Consider the following 18967-nt stretch of genomic DNA (forward strand, 5'->3'; position numbering starts at 1 on the left):
CAAGGGCGTAGCGTCCTCGTAGGGGCAAGTTCGGGTACACGTTCGGGTACACCAAGACGCTGGAGGTGCCTCGTGACCAGCGCGGGTGATCGGGCCGCCGGCGACCACGGCGATCTGGATGCCGTGTTCGCGCAGACGGTGCGCCGAACCGGCGCGTCCATCGGTGCCCTGTACCTGCTCACCCCCGATGAGCGGCTGCTGAGTCTGGACGTGCTGTGCGGGGCGCCCCCCGAATTCGCCGCACCCTGGGCCAGGGTGCCGACGGCCTCTCCGGCCCCGGTGGCTGTCGCGGTCCGTGAGAACCGCCTGGTATGGGTGGGCAGCCAGGAGGAGATGGTCCGCGCCTACCCCCGTACCGCGGTGGTGCTTCCCTACCCGTTGGCCCTGGTCGCCGCACCGGTGGTCGGTGTCCGGCCGTGGGGAACGCTGCTGCTCATGTGGCCCGCCACCCGGCCGCCGTACATGACCGGACGCGAGCAGGGGCACATCACGTCCAGTTGCCGGCGCCTGGCCCGGCTGCTGGAGGACGCCGTCGCCCACGGAAGCGCCCCCTCCGGCGACGGCCGGCCCCGTGTCGTGTCCCTCGGACGCCGGCCCGAGAGCCCGGCGATGGCCGCCGCCGACTTCGCGGAGCGCCTGCCCGGCGGAAGCTGCGCGCTGAACCTCGAGGGGCAGTTCAGCTACCTCAGTTCCGGCGCCTGTGAGCTGCTGGGCTGCGAGGCCGGCCGTCTGCTGGGCACCCTGCCGTGGCAGTCCTTGCGCTGGCTGGACGACCCCGTCTACGAGGACCGCTACCGTGCCGCGGTGCTCAGCCGCGAGCCCGTCTCGTTCACCGCGTGCCGCCCACCGGACCAGTGGCTGGACTTCCATCTCTACCCGGACGCCAGCGGCATCAGCGTCCGCATCGTTCCCAGCGGCGCCGAGCCCGTGCCGTCCCCGGCGCCCGCCCGCAGTCACCGTACCGGCGCACCGGCCGACGCGGGCCGGCTGTACCAGCTCACCCACCTGGCCGCGGGACTGACCGAGGTCGTCGGCGTCCAGGACGTCATCGCCCTGGTCGCCGACCAGGTCATGCCCGCCTTCGGAGCCCAGGGTCTCGTCCTGTCCGCCGCAGACGCCGGCCGGCTGCGGATCACCGGACACCGCGGCTACGACCCCGACGCCATCGAGCGCCTCGACGGGCTGCCCCTCGACACCGACTTCACCCCGGCCGGGCATGTCCTCGACAGCGGCATCCCGGCGTTCTTCGCCGACCAGGAAGAGATGCGCCGCATCTACCCGCAGGCTCCGCCGGCCAGCGGGAAGCAGGCGTGGGCCTTCCTGCCCCTGATCATCTCCGGCCGCCCCGTCGGCTGCTGTGTCCTGTCCTACGACCGGCCGCACCCGTTCCCCGCCGAGGAACGCGCCGTCCTGACCTCGCTCGCCGGGCTCATCGCCCAGGCCCTCGACCGGGCCCGCCTCTACGACGCCAAACACGACCTAGCCCACGGCCTTCAGCAGGCACTGCTCCCGCGCGCCCTTCCCCACATCACCGGTCTGCGCGTGGCCGCCCGCTACCTGCCCGCGACCCGGGGCATGGACATCGGCGGAGACTTCTACGACCTGATCCGCCTCGGTGACACCGCCGCCGCGGCCGTGATCGGCGACGTCCAGGGACACAACGTCGCCGCCGCCGCCCTGATGGGCCAGGTCCGCACCGGCGTCTACGCGCACGCGACCCTCGGCACGCCCCCGGACCAGGTTCTGGCCCGGACCAACCGGCTCCTGACCGACCTGGCCCCCGAACTCTTCAGCAGCTGCCTGTACGCCCACTTCGACTTCGCCCGCCGAAGCGTGTGCCTGGCCAGTGCCGGCCACCCGCCACCCCTGCTGCGCCTGCCCGATCGGACGACCCGGCCCGCCGTCGTCCCGCCCGGACCACTCCTGGGAATCGATCCCGACGCCGACTTTCCCCTGACCGAGATCCCGCTGACCGAGGGCCTGATGCTCGCCTTCTACACCGACGGCCTCGTCGAAACACCCGGGGTCGATCTCGACGAGTCCATCGCCCACCTCGCACAGCACCTCGCCCAGGCCGACGCGCGGGACCTGGACCTGCTCATCGACGACCTGCTCAGGAAGTCCGGCACCGCCGGGCAACGCACCGACGACGTCGCGGTCCTTGTACTGCAGGACAGGTCGCACGACAGAACATGAACCGCGATCCGGGCGGTCGGCACGCTTCGGCCGGACTCTGCGGGGAACTCGCCGGTCCGAAGGATTTCCGAGGTGAGCGAGGTGTCCTGGCATGTCCAATCCGCAGCAACCAGAACAGCGACGCAGCCAAAAGGGCGGCGGCACGCCCCAGCAGAGCGGCGAGCTCAAGGCGGGCCGGCCCGAGACGGGGACCGGCCGTGTCCACGGCACGGACAAGGGAGACAAGGGCGGCGGGGAAGGCGGCGGGGTGCCGCCGGACCAGCAGCCCGAGCACCCGTGAGTCCGTGAGTTCTCCTCGTCCGGAGGACCTGGCTGGAGCCGCGTCGTCGGCGATGCGGCTCCAGCCGGCGCTCGCTAAGCGCCGTCCCCGTCCCGCCCTTCGACGCTCTGCCGCGTGTCGGTGGGCCGTGCGGCGGCCAGCGCCTGGTCCAGTGCGGCGCGGACCTCGTCGGACAGCTTTCCGGTCTGGACCCAGTCGACGATCTCTTCGGCGACCTGCCGCAGTTTGATGTTGGTGTGCTGCGACACCTCTCGCAGCACTTCGAAGCCCTGGTCGGACCGCATGCCGCCCAGTCCGATGACCACGCCGATCGCATGGTCGATCACGGCGTGGGAAACGATGGCCTCCTGCAGCTGGCCGATCTCCGTCTGCAACTCGCTGATCTTGTTCAGCAGGCTTTCCCGCCCTGGAACAGAGTGGACACCGGCCCGTACGGGGGCGCCGTTCAGCGGGTTATCCATCGTGATCACATCCCAGGTCCCGGGTCTCCCGCCCGGGTTGTCGGTTCCGGAGCCGAATCGTGAGGACGACACTTCGACTATTACCCCAGGACGCTGTTTCTGTGCATGCCCGAACGCTTCAGCGAACCTAACCGTCGGCCCTTGCCCGAGTGATGGTGTCGGGGGGGAGGGTGCGGGTGACGAGGGCTTGGACGGTGTCGGTGAGGCGGAGGTGGTGGTGGTGGGCGTAGGCGGTGAGGAGGTGGGCGGCTTGGGTGATGGTGGTGTCGGCGTGCTGGGCGATCATGCCTTTGGCGATTTCGAGGGTGGCTTTTGCGGCGAGGGCGCCCTGGACGCGGGTGATGACGTCGTGGGTGGGGGTGGGTTCGGTGGTCCAGTGCATGAGGGCGAGGGCGGCGGAGTCGGCGAGGGCCTGGGCGAGGTGGGTGTCGTCGTCGGGGAGGCGGCCGGGGGCTCGGCGCAGGAGGGTGAGGGTGCCCAGGGGGCGTTTTTGCAGGCGTAGGGGGATGGCCTGAAGGGCGTGGTAGCCGGTGTGGGTCATGGCGGTGGCGAGGTGGGGCCAGCGGGTGTGTTCGGTGGTGATGTCGGGGACGCTGACGGGTTGGGCGGTGTGGTAGCTGTCCATGCAGGGGCCGTGGCCGCTCTGGGTTTGCAGGAGTTCGGTGAAGGCGGCTTCCTCGTTGGTGGAGGCCATGGTGCGCAGGCTGCCGCGGGCGTCGGCGATCATGACGGCTGCGGCGTCGGTGTCGAGGAGGTCGTGGCAGGCGTGGACGAGGTGGTGGAAGAGGTGCAGGGGGTCGAATTCGGGGGTGTAGGTGTCGGTGAGGGCGAGGAATGCCTGCGTCAGTTGTCGCTCGCGGTTCATGGGTGCCTCCCCGGCGCTGTGGTTGGGGTGCCGGCAGGGGGTGCGGGCGGTTCAGTCATCGTGGAGGTCCGTGGTGCGGGCGATGATGGCTTTGGCGAGCTGGGTGGCGGTGCGGCCCTGGGTGAAGGCTCGGGCGCGTAGGCGTAGGAGTGCTTCTTCGGCGCTGACGCCGAGTTGCATCATGATCATTCCGGTGGCCTGGTGGACCTCTTCCCGGTCCGATTCGGCTCCTGACAGCCATGCGACGACTCCTTCGAAATCCGCGGCTCCCCGGTCCAGTGCCAGCACCGCCAACGTCACCGCGTCAGCGACCAGCAGCATGGTCCGCACATGATCGCTGCCTAGCGAGCCCGACGTCTCTCGGTACAGATCAAGGGTGCCCAGTGGGCTCCCGGCAGCCATCAAAGGGGCCGAGAAGACCGCCCGTGCCCCCGCCCTGGCGGCTTGAACGGAGAAGAGCGGCCAGCGGTCGGCATCCGGAGGACGGGTGAGATCCGTCGCGAACACGGGGGCACGCAGGCCAGTCGCCTCCCGGCACGGTCCCTCGCCGAGGGTGAACTGGATCTCCGCCAGGTGCGCGGAGACGTCGTTGCTGGCACACAGCACCACGCCGGTGTCCGCGTCGTCGCCGAGCACCGACACCGAGAGCCCCAGGCCCGCCGGAAGCAGCCCGGCACATGCTCGGCACAGTGCGTCCGGCACGTCCTGCGGAGGCAGTCCGCGCACCCCGGCGATGAGCTGTTGAGCGATGCGGGCACGCTCGATGTCCGTCTCTTCCCCGGCGTCTCCACCACCGCCCAGCGGACCGGTGCCGGACATGGCCGTCACCTCCCCGCAGTCGCAGCGCACGAACGGCCTCGTACGATCCTTGCACGAGTGGCCGGGGTGGGTAGCGGGAAAGTGTCGGCCTCACGACCGGGTGCCGACGGCCGGCACCGCGAATCCGCCCCTTTCACGACGTGATCACGATGACTCAGCGGCGGGCCAGGTCTTCACCTCGCACGCCGAGGTGTCCCGGCACCCCGGCAGCGCCCGCGGGTGGATCGCCGAGCACGTGGTGCGCCGGGCCCTACGCGGGGCGTCACCCGACTGCCAGCGGACGTTCACTCGGTACTCGTACGTCCTGTACGGCGAAGCCGCTTCGTACCCTCGCCGGGATGCGCCGCAGGGAGATCCTCAGGTCCTGGTCGGGAACGGTGTACTCGAGGCGGGCGAGGCGGATCGCGAGGGCTTCGAGCAGTCCGATGGTGATGCCCTCGCCGGGGCAGCGGTGTCCGGTGCGCGGCTCGCCCCCGCCCTGCGGGATCAGTTCGTCGCGCTCGACCGGGTGTTCGAGGAACCGCTGCGGCCGGAAGGCGTACGGATCGCCCCACAGCTTCTCGTCGTGGTTCTGGCCGAAGACGTCGAGGAGCACCATCCCGCCGGCCGGCACCGAGACGCCTCGCCAGGTCAGGTCACGGGTGGCGAGGCCGCCGAGGAACGGCGCGAACGGATAGAAACGGCGAACCTCGTGCACGAACGCGGCGGCATAGGCGGTGTCGCCGTCGCGCAGCCGTTCGCGCTGTTCGGGCCGCAGATGCAGGGCGTGCGCCGTATAGGAGGCGAACCAGCAGACCGCGACGGTGGGGCGGATGACGTTCAGCAGCTCGACGGCGGCCGTGTGGGGGTGGAGCAGTTCGCCGCCGGCCTCGCGGTGCTCACACACAGCGGCGAGCACCGACCCCTCGGGGGCGTCGGCGCGGCCCGAGCGGACGTCCTCGACCAGCCGGGTGAAGCGGTCCTCCTGGCGGCTTCGGGCCCGCCGCGCCCGCCAGTGCCGTGGTCCGGCGGTGGCGAAACCGTCCACCATGGCGACCAGGTCGCGGGCGAGGTCCTCCACTGCGCCGTCCTCGTCCGCGCTGGCGTCGTCGAGCGGAATGCCCGCCCAGCGGCACACACCGCGGGTGAGCACCACGCTCGACGCGTCGAAGAGCACGATCTGTTCGCCGCCGCTCCATTCCCGTACCGCGTCGTCCCAGGCGGTGGTGACGTGCTCGACGAGGCCGGCGATCCGGTCGGGGTGCAGCAGCGGCAGGAAGAACTCCTTGCGGGCGCGGTGCGCGGCGCCGTCGAGGGTGTGGACGGCGTCATGGCCGAACAAGGTGCTCAGCACGGGCTCCGGCAGCGCGCCGCCGCGGCGCACGTTGTCTTCGTCGTAGAAGAACCGCACCGCCTCCGGCCCCCGCACCACGAGCGCGGGCTTGCCCATCACACGGGTGCGTGCCACGCCGTCGGGGTGCTCACCCAGGAGGCCGGGCAGCCAGGAGTAGCCCTGGACGAACGCCGGAAGGGAACGGTCGATCACAGGCGAGGTCGGCATCTTCATGGACGCCGGGTGCCCACACCCGAGGCCCGAACACGTGCGGCCGGTCGCGAGGGGAGCGGTGTGATCTCGCCGGTGGGGAGCGTTTCGGGCGAAGGCCCTCGGGGACACGGAGGGCGGAGGCCGCGTCGCATGCGGGTTCGGCAAAGAGCCGGCGTTCAAGTCGTCCGCCACTGTGTCGGCCTGCCGTGATCGCGACAGGCCGACAGAGCTGTGCCATCCCGTCGGCACCCCGCTTTCCGTACCGCCACAGCACCGTCCGCGCCGCCTGCCCGAGCGGTGGGAGGATGCGGGAGGGCAACGGAGGGGCGGGAAACGTGGGGCGTGGCGAGCGGGACACGGTCGCGAGGGGAGCGCGGCTGTACGAGGCGGCGCGGGCGGTGGCCGGTGACCACCGAAGGGCGGTGGAGGCGGCCCGGGCGGCGCTCCAGCCGATCCACGACGCGGCGGTGAAGCGGGAACTCGACGCCATCCCCGTCGCCCGACTGCAGGACGTCACCGAAGGGCGGCTGCGGCTGGGCAGTGTCGAGAAGGGCGGACTGCGCACCGTGAGCAGTGTTCTCGAAGCGGGCCCCTACCGGCTGCGGCAGATTCCCGGAGTCGGGCAGCGCACCGTCGACCAGATGCTCGCGGCCGCCCGTCGGCTCTCCGAGGCCGTGCACGAGACCGTGGCCGTCCACATCGACGTGGACCGGCCGGAACCGGCCACGACCGCGCTCGTCACGGCTTTGCACGTACTGGTCGAGGCCGGCCCCGACGCCCGCCGTGCCGTGGACCGCGCCGCCCTCCTGTCGGAACGCCTCGGTCCGCTGCTCGCCGACGCGGGGCCCGCCACCAGCCGCATCCGCATGTTCCTGACGGGCCCGGAGAAGAAGGCTCGCGCGTCGGCCGCGGTCACCGCGATCCGGTCACTGGTGGACGAGGTAGACCGGGCGGACCTGGCCGGGCTGTTCGCCCAGGCATCGGTGGACCTGCTCCGGGGGCCCTCGACCGACATCGCGGCCTGGGTGGACTTCGAACTCCGCTCCGCCGAGTACTACAGCCTGCTCGCCGAGATCTCCGGGCGGCCGCCGGACGCGGCGGCCGCCGAGGGTTTCCTGCCGGACGAGATCGCCGAGAGGGTCCGCGGCCAGCGTCTCGACGACGCGCACCGGCGGGTCTCCCTGCGCGGGTACCAGTCGTTCGGCGCGCGCTTCGCGCTCGCGCAGCGCAAGGTGATTCTCGGCGACGAGATGGGCCTCGGGAAGACCATCCAGGCGATCGCCGTGCTGGCACACCTGGCCGCCGAGGGACAGAGCCACTTCATGGTCGTCTGCCCGGCGAGCGTCCTCGTGAACTGGACGCGGGAGATCGAGGCCCGCAGCGCCCTGCGGGTCATGGTCCTCCACGGCCCCGACCGGCACGAGGCGTTCGCCGACTGGAAGGGGCGGGGCGGGGTCGGAGTGACCACCTTCGACGCGCTGCGCGGTTTTCCCGCGCCGGGCGACGGGGAGGTCGGCGTGCTCGTGGTGGACGAAGCGCACTCCGTGAAGAACCCGAAGGCCAAGCGGTCCCAGGCGGTCGCTCTGTGGGCGGAGCGTTGCGGGCGCACGCTCCTGATGACCGGAACGCCGATGGAGAACCGGGTCGTGGAGTTCCACAACCTGGTCCGGATGCTCGACGGCGACCTCGCGGACTCCCTCGGCGAACGGGACGCGTTCGCCGGATCGGTCGCCTTCCGCAAGGCCGTGGCCCCGGTCTACCTGCGGCGCAACCAGGAGGACGTACTGACGGAACTCCCGAGTCTTCAGCAGACCGACGAGTGGGAGGAGCTGAGCGCGTCGGACGAGGAGGCGTACCGGGAAGCCGTGCGCGCCGGCAACTTCATGGCGATGCGCAGGGCCGCGTACCTGCGCCCCGAGAAGTCGGCCAAGCTGGACCGGCTCCGGGAGATCGTTCAGGAGGCGGGGGAGAACGGGCAGAAGACGGTGGTCTTCTCCTATTTCAAGGACGTCCTGACCGTGGTGAAGGAAGCGCTGGCGGCCCGGAACACCGAGGGCGTGCCCCTGTTCGGTCCGCTCACCGGAAGCGTCCCGGCCGGGCGGCGGCAGCAGATCGTCGACGACTTCGCCGGTGTTCAGGGCCCCGCGGTGCTCGTGGCGCAGATCCAGGCAGCGGGCGTCGGCCTCAACATGCAGGCCGCCTCCGTCGTCGTCATCTGCGAACCCCAGATCAAGCCGACCATCGAGCACCAGGCGGTGGCCCGGGCCCACCGTATGGGTCAGGTCAGGCCGGTCCGGGTGTACCGGCTCCTCGCCACCGGGGGCGTCGACGAACGCCTGGTGAAGCTGCTGGAGGCCAAGACGCGTCTCTTCGACGCCTACGCCCGCCGCAGCGCCGTCGCCGAGGCATCCCCGGACGCGATCGACGTGTCGGACACCGAACTGGCCCGCCGGATCGTCGAGGAGGAACAGGCCCGCCTGGGCATGACGGACGACAGGCTCACAACAGCGGAGTGAACCGCCCTCCCGCCGGCCACGCCGACCGTCCCGCGCGGCCGGGGTGGGGGCGGGCATCGTGCGCAGTGTCCCGCGCCCCCGAGTGCCTGCGGCGGCGCGCGAGGTTGGCGGACGGTCCGTCCTGGCGCAGGGTGACCGCAGCTCCCCAGGGGCGCGGGGAACTGCGCGACCAGCCCCCACCGGCCGGTACCCGCCCGACGACCGGACCCGGCACCCCGATAGGCGCCCCGGCCAAGCCCAGCGCAGCGGCACCGCGGGGAACTGCGCGACCAGCCCCCACCGGCCGGTAGACGCCCGACAACCGGACCCGCCACCCCGATAGGCGCCCCGGCCAAGCCCAGCGCAGCGGCAGCGCGGGGAACTGCGCGACCAGCCCCCACCGGCCGGTAGACGCCCGACGACCGGACCCGCCACCCCGATAGGCGCCCCGGCCAAGCCCAGCGCAGCGGCACCGCGGGGGACTGCGCGCCCACCACACACGCCCACCACACACGCCCACCACACACGCCCACCACACACGCCCACCACACACGCCCACCGCTCCCCGCGCCGATGGTCGCCCTCGTCAGACCACCCCCGCCCCCGCCACCGACCGGCAAGCCTGCGCGTACCCCCGTACCAGCGGCCGCTCCCTGTCCTCCTTGCGCCAGGCAAGGGCGTATCTGCTCGGGCCGATTCCTCGCACCGGGCGGGTGACCACCCCGCCCAGGGTGATCAGGGGGGCGTTGCCGGCGGCCACGAGGCAGATGCCCAGGCCGGCGACGAGGGCCTCGTACGTCTCCTCGGTGCCCGCGATCTCCGCGCCGACGCGGGGCGGGCGTCCGGCCCGTTCGTCGAGGGCGAGCCAGAAGTCGCGCAGGGGGCCGGCGCTCGGCGGCAGGGCGAGGAACGGTTCGTCGGCCAGGTCGGCGAAGTCCACCTCGGCGCGGGCGGCGAGCGGGTGGGTGTCCGGGAGGGCGACCAGGCGGGGTTCCTCGGCGACCACGGTCCACCCGTAGCGCTCCCCGTCGGGCAGCGGCAGCCAGACGAACGCGACCTCCGTCTCGCCGTCCGCCAGCCCCGCGGTGGGGTCCTGCCAGCCCATCTGCCGCAGCCGTACGACCGCCTCCGGATGCGCGGCCGTGAAGCGGGAGCGGATCGCCGGGAGCAGGCCGCCACGCCCGGGGCTGGTGCTCATGCCCACCACCAGCGTGCCCCGCCCCGCCGCCCGGGCCGTCGCCATCGCGGCGTCCGCCGCGGCCCAGGCCGCCAGCACCTGCCGGGCATGCGGCAGCAGTGCCTCGCCCGCCTCGGTGAGCAGCACGCCCCGCGGCTCCCGCCGGAACAGCGGCACGCCCAACTGCCGCTCCAGCGCGCGGATCTGCTTGCTCAGCGCGGGCTGTGACACATACAGCCGCTCGGCCGCACGCGTGAAGTGCAGCTCCTCGGCCACCACCAGGAAGTAGCGCAGATCCCGTACATGCACGTCGGTCGTCATAGCCATCGGTTATCACCGTGGGTCTTGGACCGGCAACCGACTTCGGCAGCAGGCTGGTTCGTGGAACAACCCAAGAAGAGGAGTTGTGATGAACAAGGTCTGGCTGATCACGGGCGCGAACAGCGGGTTCGGGCGGGCGATCGCCGAGGCGGCCCTGGCCGACGGCGATGTCGTGGTGGGCGCGGTCCGCAGGCCCGAGGCGCTGGACGACCTCGTGGCCGCCCACCCCGACCAGGTGGAGGCGGTGCGTCTGGACGTGACCGACACGTCCGCCGCGGAGGCCGCCGTACGGGACGTCGTGGCCCGGCACGGGCGGATCGACGTGCTGGTCAACAACGCGGGCCGCACGCATGTCGGCGCCTTCGAGGAGACCACCGACGACGAACTGCGCGAACTGTTCGACCTGCATGTCCTCGGGCCGGCGGCGCTCACCAGGGCGGTGCTGCCGGCGATGCGCGAGCGGCGTTCGGGCGCGATCGTGCAGATGAGCAGCATGGGCGGCCAGTTGTCCTTCGCGGGCTTCTCGGCGTACAGCGGGACGAAGTTCGCGCTGGAGGGCATGTCCGAGGCTCTCGCCGACGAGGTGCGGGAGTTCGGCATCAAGGTGCTGATCGTGGAGCCGGGGGCCTTCCGCACCTCGCTGTTCGAAGCGAGCCGCGCGGGGGCCAGCGCCGACAGCGGGGTCTACGCCAAGGTGAGCGAGACCCGCGGGTTCGTCTCCGGCGGCGACGGCACCCAGGCCGGTGACCCCGCGAAGGCGGCGGCCCTGATCCGCGCCGCCCTCGACGCCGAGGAGACCCCGCTGCGGCTGCCCCTCGGCGAGGACGCGGTGACCGCCGTACTCGACCACCTCGACGGCGTACGGGCCGACGTCGCCGCCTGGGAGAAGAGCACCCGGGCCACCGCCTTCGAGGACTGAGACCGCAGGGCGGCTACCGGAGTGGCGCCGGTTCCGTCACCCACCCCGCCATCAGGACCAGCCGCGTCTCCCGGTGTACGGCGAGGAAGCCGAAGGGGCGGTCGAAGGCGGCCGTGACCACGGTCGCCGTGTACCGGGGCGTGGGCGGCGGCGCACCGGGCGCCGCCGCGACCGCCGTCACCGCGGCCGCCTCGAAGCCGAGCGCGTCGAAGCGGGCCAGGACGGACTGCCGGGCGGAGCCGACGGCCAGGGGCGAGGCGCTGATGCCGGGGAAGTGACCCTGCCGCGCGTCCCGAGCCGCGGTGAGGCCGAACAGCCCGTGCAGGTCCAGCAGATCGTGGTGCGCCCGCACCTCGAACGCCGCCGTCGTCACCTCCAGCGTCGGCTGCTGAGGGCCGGCACACGGCCGCTCCTCCACCCGCAGTCCCGGCCCCGCGGGCCCGTACGGAAGCGATGATCCCCGTACGACCGGACACGTGCCGTCGAGCACGGCCGTCCCTGCCGCCAGCACCTGACCCGGCGTCATGCGCTCGTCCCCGAGCAGGAGATGGACGTCGACGCCGTTGTCGCCGAGCACCCTCACCTCGGTGACCCGGCCCCCGGGCACGGTCGCCACCCCGACCCGGTCCAGCCGCACGCTGCGGCGGTTCAGCCCGCGCAGGGTCCGGCCCTGCCAGGGGCCTGCGGACGGCCGTACCGGACGCACCTCGAAGGGCCGCAGCCACGTGGTCCGCAGGGCCAGCGCGCTCGCCAGCACCAGCGCGGTGTCGGCCCGCACCTCCACCGGCATCCGCTCGATCAGCCCGCCCGTCCGCTTGTCCGCCCAGGCGTCCAGCTCCCGCTGGTCGAGGGCGGGATCGCCGGTGAGGACGCCGTGCGCGTCGGTGGGCAGCCCGGCCGCCCACTCCTCGCGCGGCTCCAGTGTCCGCTGCGTCCACAGTCCGAGCGCCGAGTCCAGGGCTTGGGCGTCGGCCAGTTCCGCGAGCAACTCCCGTGCCGCGGCGGCCGCTTGCTCGGCGGGCACTCCGAGCGCCCGCGCCAGCTCGGCCCGTGCCGTGCCCTGTGCCCCGTCGGCCAGGAAGGCCAGCAGCGGCCACACCCCGGCGGCCGAGAACACGGTCCCCCCGGAAGCCGGCCCCGCCCACCGTGCCGTGAGCCCGTTCACCGCCTGGGTCGTCGCACCCGTGATCGGCATTCCACCCCGCCCGCCCCGCGCATACCATGCGCCCTGTCGTACGTCAGTTCCCCACCACTGCCTGAACCAGGAGCACGGTACCCGTGTCCATACCCCCGCCCCCTGGGCCCCACCAGCCCGACCCCGCCCAGGGACCGTCCCCGGCCCCGGACCCGTACGGGCCGCCGCCACAGGGGCAACAGCCCCAGGGACAACAGCCGCAGGGACACTACCCGTACGGGCAGGGGCCGTACGGACCACAGCCGTACGGACAGCAGCCGTACGGGCAACCCTATGGCCCGCCGTACCGGACCTGGGGGCAGGGCTACAGCCCCTACGCCCGCCCCTCCTCCGTCAACGGTCTCGCCGTCGCCTCCCTGGTGCTCGGCGTCCTGTGCTGCTTCCCGGCCGTGGGACTGGTGCTCGGCGTGATCGCGCTGGTGCAGATCAAGAAGAAGGACCAGTCCGGCAAGGCGCTCGCGATCGCCGGGTCGGTCCTGTCGTCGCTGGGCCTGGCCCTGTGGGTCCTGGTGCTCGCCACCGGCGGGCTCTCCGACGCCTGGGAGGGGTTCAAGAAGAGCGCGACCGAGAGCACGGCGTTCTCGGTGGTGAAGGGCCAGTGCTTCGACGCGCCGGGGGAGTCCCTCCAAGGCCTGACCTACGACGTCGACGAGGTGCCCTGCGCGGGCGAGCACGACGGCGAGGTGTTCGGCGAGTTCACGATGACCGGCGGCTCCGCCTTCCCGGGTGACGGCGCCGTCTCCGACGCCGCCGACGAGAAGTGCTACCCGCTCCAGGACACCTACGCGATGGACACCTGGGCGCTGCCCAAGAACGTCGACGTGTACTACTTCGGCCCGACCCGGCAGAGCTGGCGACTCGGCGACCGCGAGGTCACCTGCATCTTCGGCAACACCGACGACAACGCGACCCTGAAAGGCTCACTGCGCGCCGACGAGACCACGCTCGACACGTACCAGATCTCCCTCCTCAAGTCCCTCAACGCCCTCGACGCCGTGCTGTGGGAGGAGCCCGAGGACTACCCGGAGGACGATCTGTCCGGCTACCGGGACTGGTCGCGGGACGTCCACGACAGCCTCGGCGAGCAGATCAGGGCCCTCGGTTCCCACTCCTGGCCGGACAAGGCCGACAAGCAGGTCGCGGCCCTGGTGAAGGACATGGAGAAGGCGCGCGGCGAGTGGGCGAAGGCGGTCACCGCAGCCGACGACGAGGACGTGGACGCCTTCTACATCCACTACGACAAGGGGTACGAGTACGTCGACGGCCCCAGCACGGTCACGGCACGCAAGGCTCTGGGGCTGGCCACCAAGCGGCCGACGTACGACGAGGACTCCGGCGACGAGGGCGGCGATTCGGGCGACGGCGAGCTCAATGTGTGAGCGCCGCCATAGCGGGGAGAAAGTGCCTGCGTAAAGCCCCCCACCGGAACATGTCATCACATCGAGTGATTCTCTGGCCTTTGCTTGCATGGGCCAACCCACGGTTGCCAGGCTGTTGCTGTCTGTACAACCTGATGGGAGCGGCCAGTGACATTCGGTGAGCAGCCGGCGTACCTGCGCGTCGCGGGTGATCTCCGCAAGAAGATCGTCGACGGTTCGCTGCCACCGCACACCCGCCTGCCCTCCCAGGCCAGGATCCGCGAGGAGTACGGCGTCTCGGACACCGTCGCGCTGGAGGCCCGCAAGGTGCTGATGGCCGAGGGACTGGTCGAGGGCCGCTCCGGCTCCGGGACCTACGTCCGCGAGCGGCCCGTGCCCCGGCGGATCGCCCGCTCCGGCTACCGCCCGGCCTCCGGTGCCACCCCCTTCCGGCAGGAGCAGGCCGACGGGGAGGGGCGCGGCACCTGGGAGTCCAGCAGCCGGCAGACCGAGGCCTCGGTGGCCGTCGCCGAGCGGCTCGCCATCCGGCCCGGTGACCGGGTGATGTGCACGAAGTACGTCTTCCGGGAGGCCGGTGAGCCGATGATGCTCTCCACCTCCTGGGAGCCCCTCGCGGTCACCGGGCGCACTCCCGTGATGCTCCCCGAGGAGGGCCCCCTCGGCGGCATGGGCGTGGTCGAGCGCATGGCCGCCATCGATGTCGTCGTGGACAACGTCACCGAGGAGGTCGGCGCCCGCCCCGGCCTCGCCGAGGAGTTGCTCGCGCTGGGCGGTGTCCCGGGGCATGTCGTCCTCGTGGTCCACCGCACCTACTACGCCTCGGGCCGCCCGGTGGAGACGGCCGACGTGGTCATTCCGGCCGACCGCTACCAGGTCGCGTACCACCTCCCGGTGAAGTAGCGCGCGCCCCGGGGAGGTTGCCCGGGGCGAACACCGAACCGGCCCGTAGGCGAACGCCGTTCGAATCCGGCCGTTCTCGCAGGTCGACACCGCTGTGTCCAAGGCGTCCCCGACCGGAGGCAATGCCGTCCACCGGGGGCGTGTTCACCGGCGCGCCCCCGGTCGGAGGAGTCCGTCCTGGCTGGTTGCGTACCTCTTTGTGAAAACGCGTGTTCGCTGCGTAAAGGTTGGGCGTAGGCTCGGGCATATGCGGAGTGCGGTTTCCTTATCGGGTGGGGCTCGACGCAGGTCGGGAAGGAGCGGTGGGGCGCAATGAACGACGGCACGATCACTCTCCCCTGGCTCGTCATACGACAGGACGACAACGGCAATCGCTACCGCGTGGGCAGGTACGCGACCCGGGCCGAGGCCCAGAAGATCGCGGACAGTCTCGATGCCCGCGGCCACAAACAGCTCTACTGGGTCGAGCGCATCGGCCCGAACGGCTCGAGTTCGGCCGACTGACGGAGCCTCCCGTAGGCTCCGGCGCATGACGGAACGGATCGTGGTGGTGGCGGCCGCCCTCTGTGACGGCGACCGCCTCCTCGCCGCCCGCCGCAGCGCACCGCCCGAACTGGCCGGCCGCTGGGAGCTGCCGGGCGGCAAGGTGGAGCCGGGGGAGTCACCGCAGCAGGCGCTGGTACGCGAACTGCGCGAGGAACTCGGGGTCGAGGCGGAGGCGCTGGAGCGCGTGCCGGGTGAGTGGCCGCTGAGACCTCCGTATGTCCTGCAGGCGTGGAGGGCCCGCCTGCTGCCGGGTTCCGCCGATCCCGAGCCCCTGCAGGACCACGACGCGCTGCGCTGGCTGACCCCGGACGAGTTCGGGGACGTGAACTGGCTCGACCAGGACGTGGAAGCGATCGGCGCACTGAAGGCGTTCCAGCGGCCCTAGGGATCCTTGAACGGCCCCCGCTTACCCCATTCGCTGCGGTACTTCACCGTTGATATCGGGTATGTGCCCCTTAACCCCACGAAAGCGGACATGGGCTGGCCCGGGATGTGATCGGCGTGATCGACACCGAAGGCGACTGCGCCAAGTGGATCTTCCCGGCGGACCCGGGCGCCGTACGCGCTGCCCGCACGGCTGTCAGAAGCCGGCTGACCGTCTGGAACCTCGACGGTCTCGCCGACGTCGCCGCCCTGCTGGTCAGTGAGCTGGTGACCAACTCGCTCCGGCATGCCACCGGCCCCATCGGCGTCCGTCTGGTCCGCCCGGAGAGGGTCGACGGCGTGCTCCTGGTGGAGGTCTCCGACCCCCTGCCCGATCTGCCCCGCGAACGCGTTGCCGAACTGGACGACGAGAGCGGCCGCGGACTGCAACTGGTCGCCCACGCCGCCCACCGCTGGGGCACCCGCCCCGGCGTCACCGGCAAGACGGTCTGGTTCGAACTCTCGGTACCAGGATGAACAGGACGTGATCGCGGCGGTTCGACGCCGTGCCTGCTGGTTAGAAGACTGGAAGTGTTGTCGCAGCCCGGACCGAAAACCGTCGGGATCGTGCTGTGATCGTGAACACCGTGTTGTGCGGCGCCGTAGTGCTGGATACTGCGGGCAGCCGCCCCCGGTGACCGGTACCGGACGCGGTGAGCTGGAGGGGACGGTTCGCGTGAGCGAGATACCAGCGAAGGCCACGGAGTCGAAGGACCCGTCGGAGGGCGCGAGGGCTGAGGCCATGGATGCTGTCGCGGTCCATGTCCGTCACGGCGACGCGCCGTCCGGTGACGCCATGTGGCAGAGCAGCCCGCCCGGCTCGATCTACGACTACATCAAGGTCGCGTCCTTCTCCATCGGCCCCGACGGTCTGGTCGACCAGTGGAGTCTGCGCGCCGAGCAGCTCTTCGGCATCCCCGCCGAGCACGCCGTCGGCATGGACCCCATCGAGGCGTTCATCGACGACGACCTGCGCGCGCAGGGCCAGCGCAAGATGGCGGAGATCCTGGACGGCCGCGAGTGGACGGGTGTGGTCCCCTTCCGGGTGCCCGCATCGGCGGCCGACGGCGAGTGCGGCCGGGAGGGACTCGCCGAGGTCTACGTCATGCCGACGCGGACCGAGGAGGGCGAGAAGGCCGCCGTCTGCATCGTGGTGGACGTGCGCACCTTGCGCAGCATCGAGACCGACCTCGCCGCCTCGCAGGCGATTTTCGGTCAATCCCCCTTCGGTTTCGTGCTGATCGACCCCGAGCTGCGGGTGCGCCGGGTCAACTACCGTTTCGCCTCTCTCTTCGGCGGCAGCCCGGACGACCACCGCGGCAAGGGCGTCCACGACTATCTGCCGCGCCCCGAGGCCGAGCGGGTCACCGCCACCCTGCGCCGGGTCCTGGAGACCGGTGACTCCATCACGGACATGCACGTCACCGGTTTCCTGCCGGGCTCCGACGAGCGCCGCCACTGGTCCATCAACCTGTACCGGGTGCGCAGCGGGTCCGGGCGGCCCATCGGCATCGCCTGGCTGGGAACCGACATCACCGCCCGTCGTGCCGCCGCCCGTGAGGCCGCGGCCGCCCGGCGCAATCTCGCCCTCCTCAACGAGGCCGGCGCCCGCATAGGGAACTCGCTCGACCTGGAGACCACGGCCCGCGAACTCCTCGACGTCGTCGTCCCCGGCTTCTGCGACCTGGCCACCGTCGACCTCTACCAGGGCCTGCTGGTCGGCGACGAGACCCCGCCGGGGCTCGCCGACGGCAGCGCCGAACTGCGCCGGGTCGCCTTCGCCAGCGCGGTCTCCGACGCCCCCTTCGCCGGCTCCGGCGACCCCGTCGCGCTCGGCGCGGTCCACCACTACCCCTTCAACTCGCCCTGCGCGGACGCCCTGCGCACCGCCCGCCCGCAGTACATCCCGGCCGAGGAGGGCGGCCTCGTGCAGTCCACGCTCGCGGTGCCGATGGTCGCCCACGACACCGTCGTAGGACTCGCGCAGTTCTCCCGGACGAAGGGCAGCGAGCCGTTCGGGGACCGGGACCGGGATCTCGCGGTGGAGCTGGCGGCGCGGGCCGCGGTCTGTATCGACAACGCGCGCCTGTACCGGCGGGAGCACGAGCGGGCCCTGATGCTGCAGCGGTCCCTGCTGCCGCCCGGCGACCCGGTGGCCGCCGGCCTGGACATCGCCTGCCGTTATCTGCCCGGCAACTCCTCCGCGGACCGGCCAAGCGAGGTCGGCGGCGACTGGTTCGACGTCATCGAACTGCCCGGTCACCGCACGGCGTTGGTCGTCGGGGACGTGATGGGCCGCGGTCTGCGCGCGGCCGTGGCCATGGGCGAACTGCGCTCGGCCGTCCGCACCCTGGCCCTCCTGGACCTCGAACCGGCCGAGGTGCTCAGCGCGTTGGACGAGATCGCCCGCGGTCTCGGCGCCCCCGGCGGGGTCCAGCAGGCGACCCGCGCGGCCCGCCGCCCCCGCGAGGCGGACCTCCTGGAGGTGTACCTCGCGACCTGCGTCTACGCCGTCTACGACTCGGTGACCCGCCGCTGCACCTTCGCCAACGCGGGCCACCTCCCGCCGGTCCTGGTCGAACCCGGCGAGGACGCGCTGATGCTGGACGTGCCGCCCGGCATGCCGCTCGGTGTCGGCGGCGAGCCCTTCGAGGAGGTGGAGGTCGAACTACCCGAAGGCGCCCTGCTCGCGCTCTACACGGATGGACTGGTCGAAAGCCGCGATCACCCCCTCGACGAGGGTCTCCAGGCGTTCGTCGGAGCGCTCACCGACCCCTCCGCCCCGCTGGAGGACGTCTGCGACCACGTTCTGAACACCCTCGACACCCACCACGGCGAGGACGACATCGCGCTGCTGATGGCACGTGTCCAGGGCCTGCCCGCGAACTCGGTCGGCGACTGGACCCTCCCGCGCGAGCCGCGCAGCGTGGGCCGGGCCCGCGAGTACGCCCGCGGCCAGCTGCTCAGCTGGGACCTGGAACCCCTGGTCGACACGACGGAACTCCTCGTCAGCGAGCTGGTCACCAACGCCCTGCGGTACGGGGAGGGCGACATCCGTCTCCGTCTGCTCCTGGACCGCACCCTGGTCTGCGAGGTCTGGGACTCCGGTCTCGTCCAGCCCCGCCGCCGCCGCGCCCGCGACACCGACGAGGGCGGCCGGGGCCTGCAACTGGTCGGACTGCTCAGCGCGGCCTGGGGTTCCCGGCGCACCCCGCGCGGCAAGACGGTGTGGTTCGAACTCCCGCTGCCGGACGGGCAGAACGGCATGGTGGACCCGGCGGAGGCACTGCTGAGCCTCTTCTAGGCCCTGTTCTGGGTCCACCTCGGTGATCCCCCTTGAGCGGCGCACCTCGGTGGTCCCCCTTGAGCGGCGACGGCAGGAACACCTGACGAGCCGTTCGGGCGCTGTCGCGAGGCGGGGAACGAGCCGAACGTAGGCAACCATCCCGACGGTCCTCACCAAGGT

At 71.9% G+C, this 18967-nt stretch carries 16 protein-coding genes; 10 read left to right on the forward strand and 6 right to left on the reverse strand.

Annotation, left to right across the window (positions count from 1 at the left end; translation table 11 throughout):
• Positions 1-72: 72 nt before the first annotated feature.
• Both ACGFWE_RS19020 and ACGFWE_RS19025 read left to right on the forward strand, forming a co-directional pair.
• Entirely contained in the window at positions 73-2196 is a 2124-nt protein-coding gene (locus ACGFWE_RS19020) for a SpoIIE family protein phosphatase (RefSeq protein WP_352392353.1), read from the forward strand.
• A 91-nt stretch (positions 2197-2287) separates the two neighbouring features.
• Complete coding sequence (locus ACGFWE_RS19025) at positions 2288-2476, forward strand: hypothetical protein (RefSeq protein WP_352392352.1); 189 nt, start codon at positions 2288-2290, stop codon at positions 2474-2476.
• Between the two features lie 74 nt (positions 2477-2550).
• Here the strand turns inward: ACGFWE_RS19025 and ACGFWE_RS19030 are convergent, their stop codons facing one another.
• The 4 genes from ACGFWE_RS19030 to ACGFWE_RS19045 all read right to left on the reverse strand — a co-directional run bounded on the left by ACGFWE_RS19030 (position 2551) and on the right by ACGFWE_RS19045 (position 6167).
• Positions 2551-2937, reverse strand: a complete 387-nt coding sequence (locus tag ACGFWE_RS19030) for an ANTAR domain-containing protein (protein ID WP_352392354.1) — start codon at positions 2935-2937, stop codon at positions 2551-2553.
• 127 nt (positions 2938-3064) lie between these two features.
• Positions 3065-3802, reverse strand: a complete 738-nt coding sequence (locus ACGFWE_RS19035; RefSeq protein WP_393600532.1) for a GAF and ANTAR domain-containing protein — start codon at positions 3800-3802, stop codon at positions 3065-3067.
• Between the two features lie 51 nt (positions 3803-3853).
• On the reverse strand, positions 3854-4621 hold the full coding sequence (locus tag ACGFWE_RS19040) for a GAF and ANTAR domain-containing protein (RefSeq protein WP_393600533.1): 768 nt from the start codon (positions 4619-4621) through the stop codon (positions 3854-3856).
• 262 nt (positions 4622-4883) lie between these two features.
• Positions 4884-6167, reverse strand: a complete 1284-nt coding sequence (locus ACGFWE_RS19045; RefSeq protein WP_352390375.1) for a cytochrome P450 — start codon at positions 6165-6167, stop codon at positions 4884-4886.
• 284 nt (positions 6168-6451) lie between these two features.
• Between ACGFWE_RS19045 and ACGFWE_RS19050 the strand changes: the two genes are divergently transcribed.
• On the forward strand, positions 6452-8662 hold the full coding sequence (locus ACGFWE_RS19050) for a DEAD/DEAH box helicase (protein WP_393600534.1): 2211 nt from the start codon (positions 6452-6454) through the stop codon (positions 8660-8662).
• Positions 8663-9227: 565 nt separating this feature from the next.
• Here the strand turns inward: ACGFWE_RS19050 and ACGFWE_RS19055 are convergent.
• The gene (locus ACGFWE_RS19055) at positions 9228-10145 is read right to left on the reverse strand and encodes a LysR family transcriptional regulator (protein WP_393600535.1); all 918 of its coding nucleotides are present in this window, start codon (positions 10143-10145) and stop codon (positions 9228-9230) included.
• 82 nt (positions 10146-10227) lie between these two features.
• Here ACGFWE_RS19055 and ACGFWE_RS19060 point away from each other — a divergent pair, with 82 nt between their 5' ends.
• On the forward strand, positions 10228-11058 hold the full coding sequence (locus ACGFWE_RS19060; protein ID WP_393600536.1) for an oxidoreductase: 831 nt from the start codon (positions 10228-10230) through the stop codon (positions 11056-11058).
• 13 nt (positions 11059-11071) lie between these two features.
• Here the strand turns inward: ACGFWE_RS19060 and ACGFWE_RS19065 are convergent, their stop codons facing one another.
• Entirely contained in the window at positions 11072-12253 is a 1182-nt protein-coding gene (locus tag ACGFWE_RS19065) for a serpin family protein (protein WP_393600537.1), read from the reverse strand.
• A gap of 83 nt (positions 12254-12336) precedes the next feature.
• Here ACGFWE_RS19065 and ACGFWE_RS19070 point away from each other — a divergent pair, with 83 nt between their 5' ends.
• The 6 genes from ACGFWE_RS19070 to ACGFWE_RS19095 all read left to right on the forward strand — a co-directional run bounded on the left by ACGFWE_RS19070 (position 12337) and on the right by ACGFWE_RS19095 (position 18805).
• Positions 12337-13632 (forward strand): DUF4190 domain-containing protein, encoded by a 1296-nt coding sequence (locus ACGFWE_RS19070; RefSeq protein WP_393600538.1) that lies wholly within the window; start codon positions 12337-12339, stop codon positions 13630-13632.
• A gap of 147 nt (positions 13633-13779) precedes the next feature.
• Positions 13780-14532 (forward strand): GntR family transcriptional regulator, encoded by a 753-nt coding sequence (locus ACGFWE_RS19075; protein WP_352390369.1) that lies wholly within the window; start codon positions 13780-13782, stop codon positions 14530-14532.
• Positions 14533-14844: 312 nt separating this feature from the next.
• Positions 14845-15036 carry an SPOR domain-containing protein gene (locus ACGFWE_RS19080; protein WP_352390368.1) on the forward strand — a complete coding sequence of 64 codons (192 nt, stop codon included), beginning with the start codon at positions 14845-14847 and terminating at the stop codon, positions 15034-15036.
• Between the two features lie 25 nt (positions 15037-15061).
• A complete protein-coding gene (locus tag ACGFWE_RS19085; protein WP_393600539.1) occupies positions 15062-15463 on the forward strand; it encodes a (deoxy)nucleoside triphosphate pyrophosphohydrolase in 402 nt (133 codons plus the stop codon).
• Between the two features lie 107 nt (positions 15464-15570).
• Entirely contained in the window at positions 15571-15978 is a 408-nt protein-coding gene (locus ACGFWE_RS19090; protein ID WP_352390366.1) for an ATP-binding protein, read from the forward strand.
• 199 nt (positions 15979-16177) lie between these two features.
• Complete coding sequence (locus tag ACGFWE_RS19095; RefSeq protein WP_352390365.1) at positions 16178-18805, forward strand: SpoIIE family protein phosphatase; 2628 nt, start codon at positions 16178-16180, stop codon at positions 18803-18805.
• The last annotated feature ends 162 nt before the right edge of the window (positions 18806-18967 follow it).

This window comes from Streptomyces sp. NPDC048523 (genome assembly GCF_043199815.1).
In the GTDB taxonomy this organism is placed as follows: Bacteria; Actinomycetota; Actinomycetes; order Streptomycetales; family Streptomycetaceae; genus Streptomyces.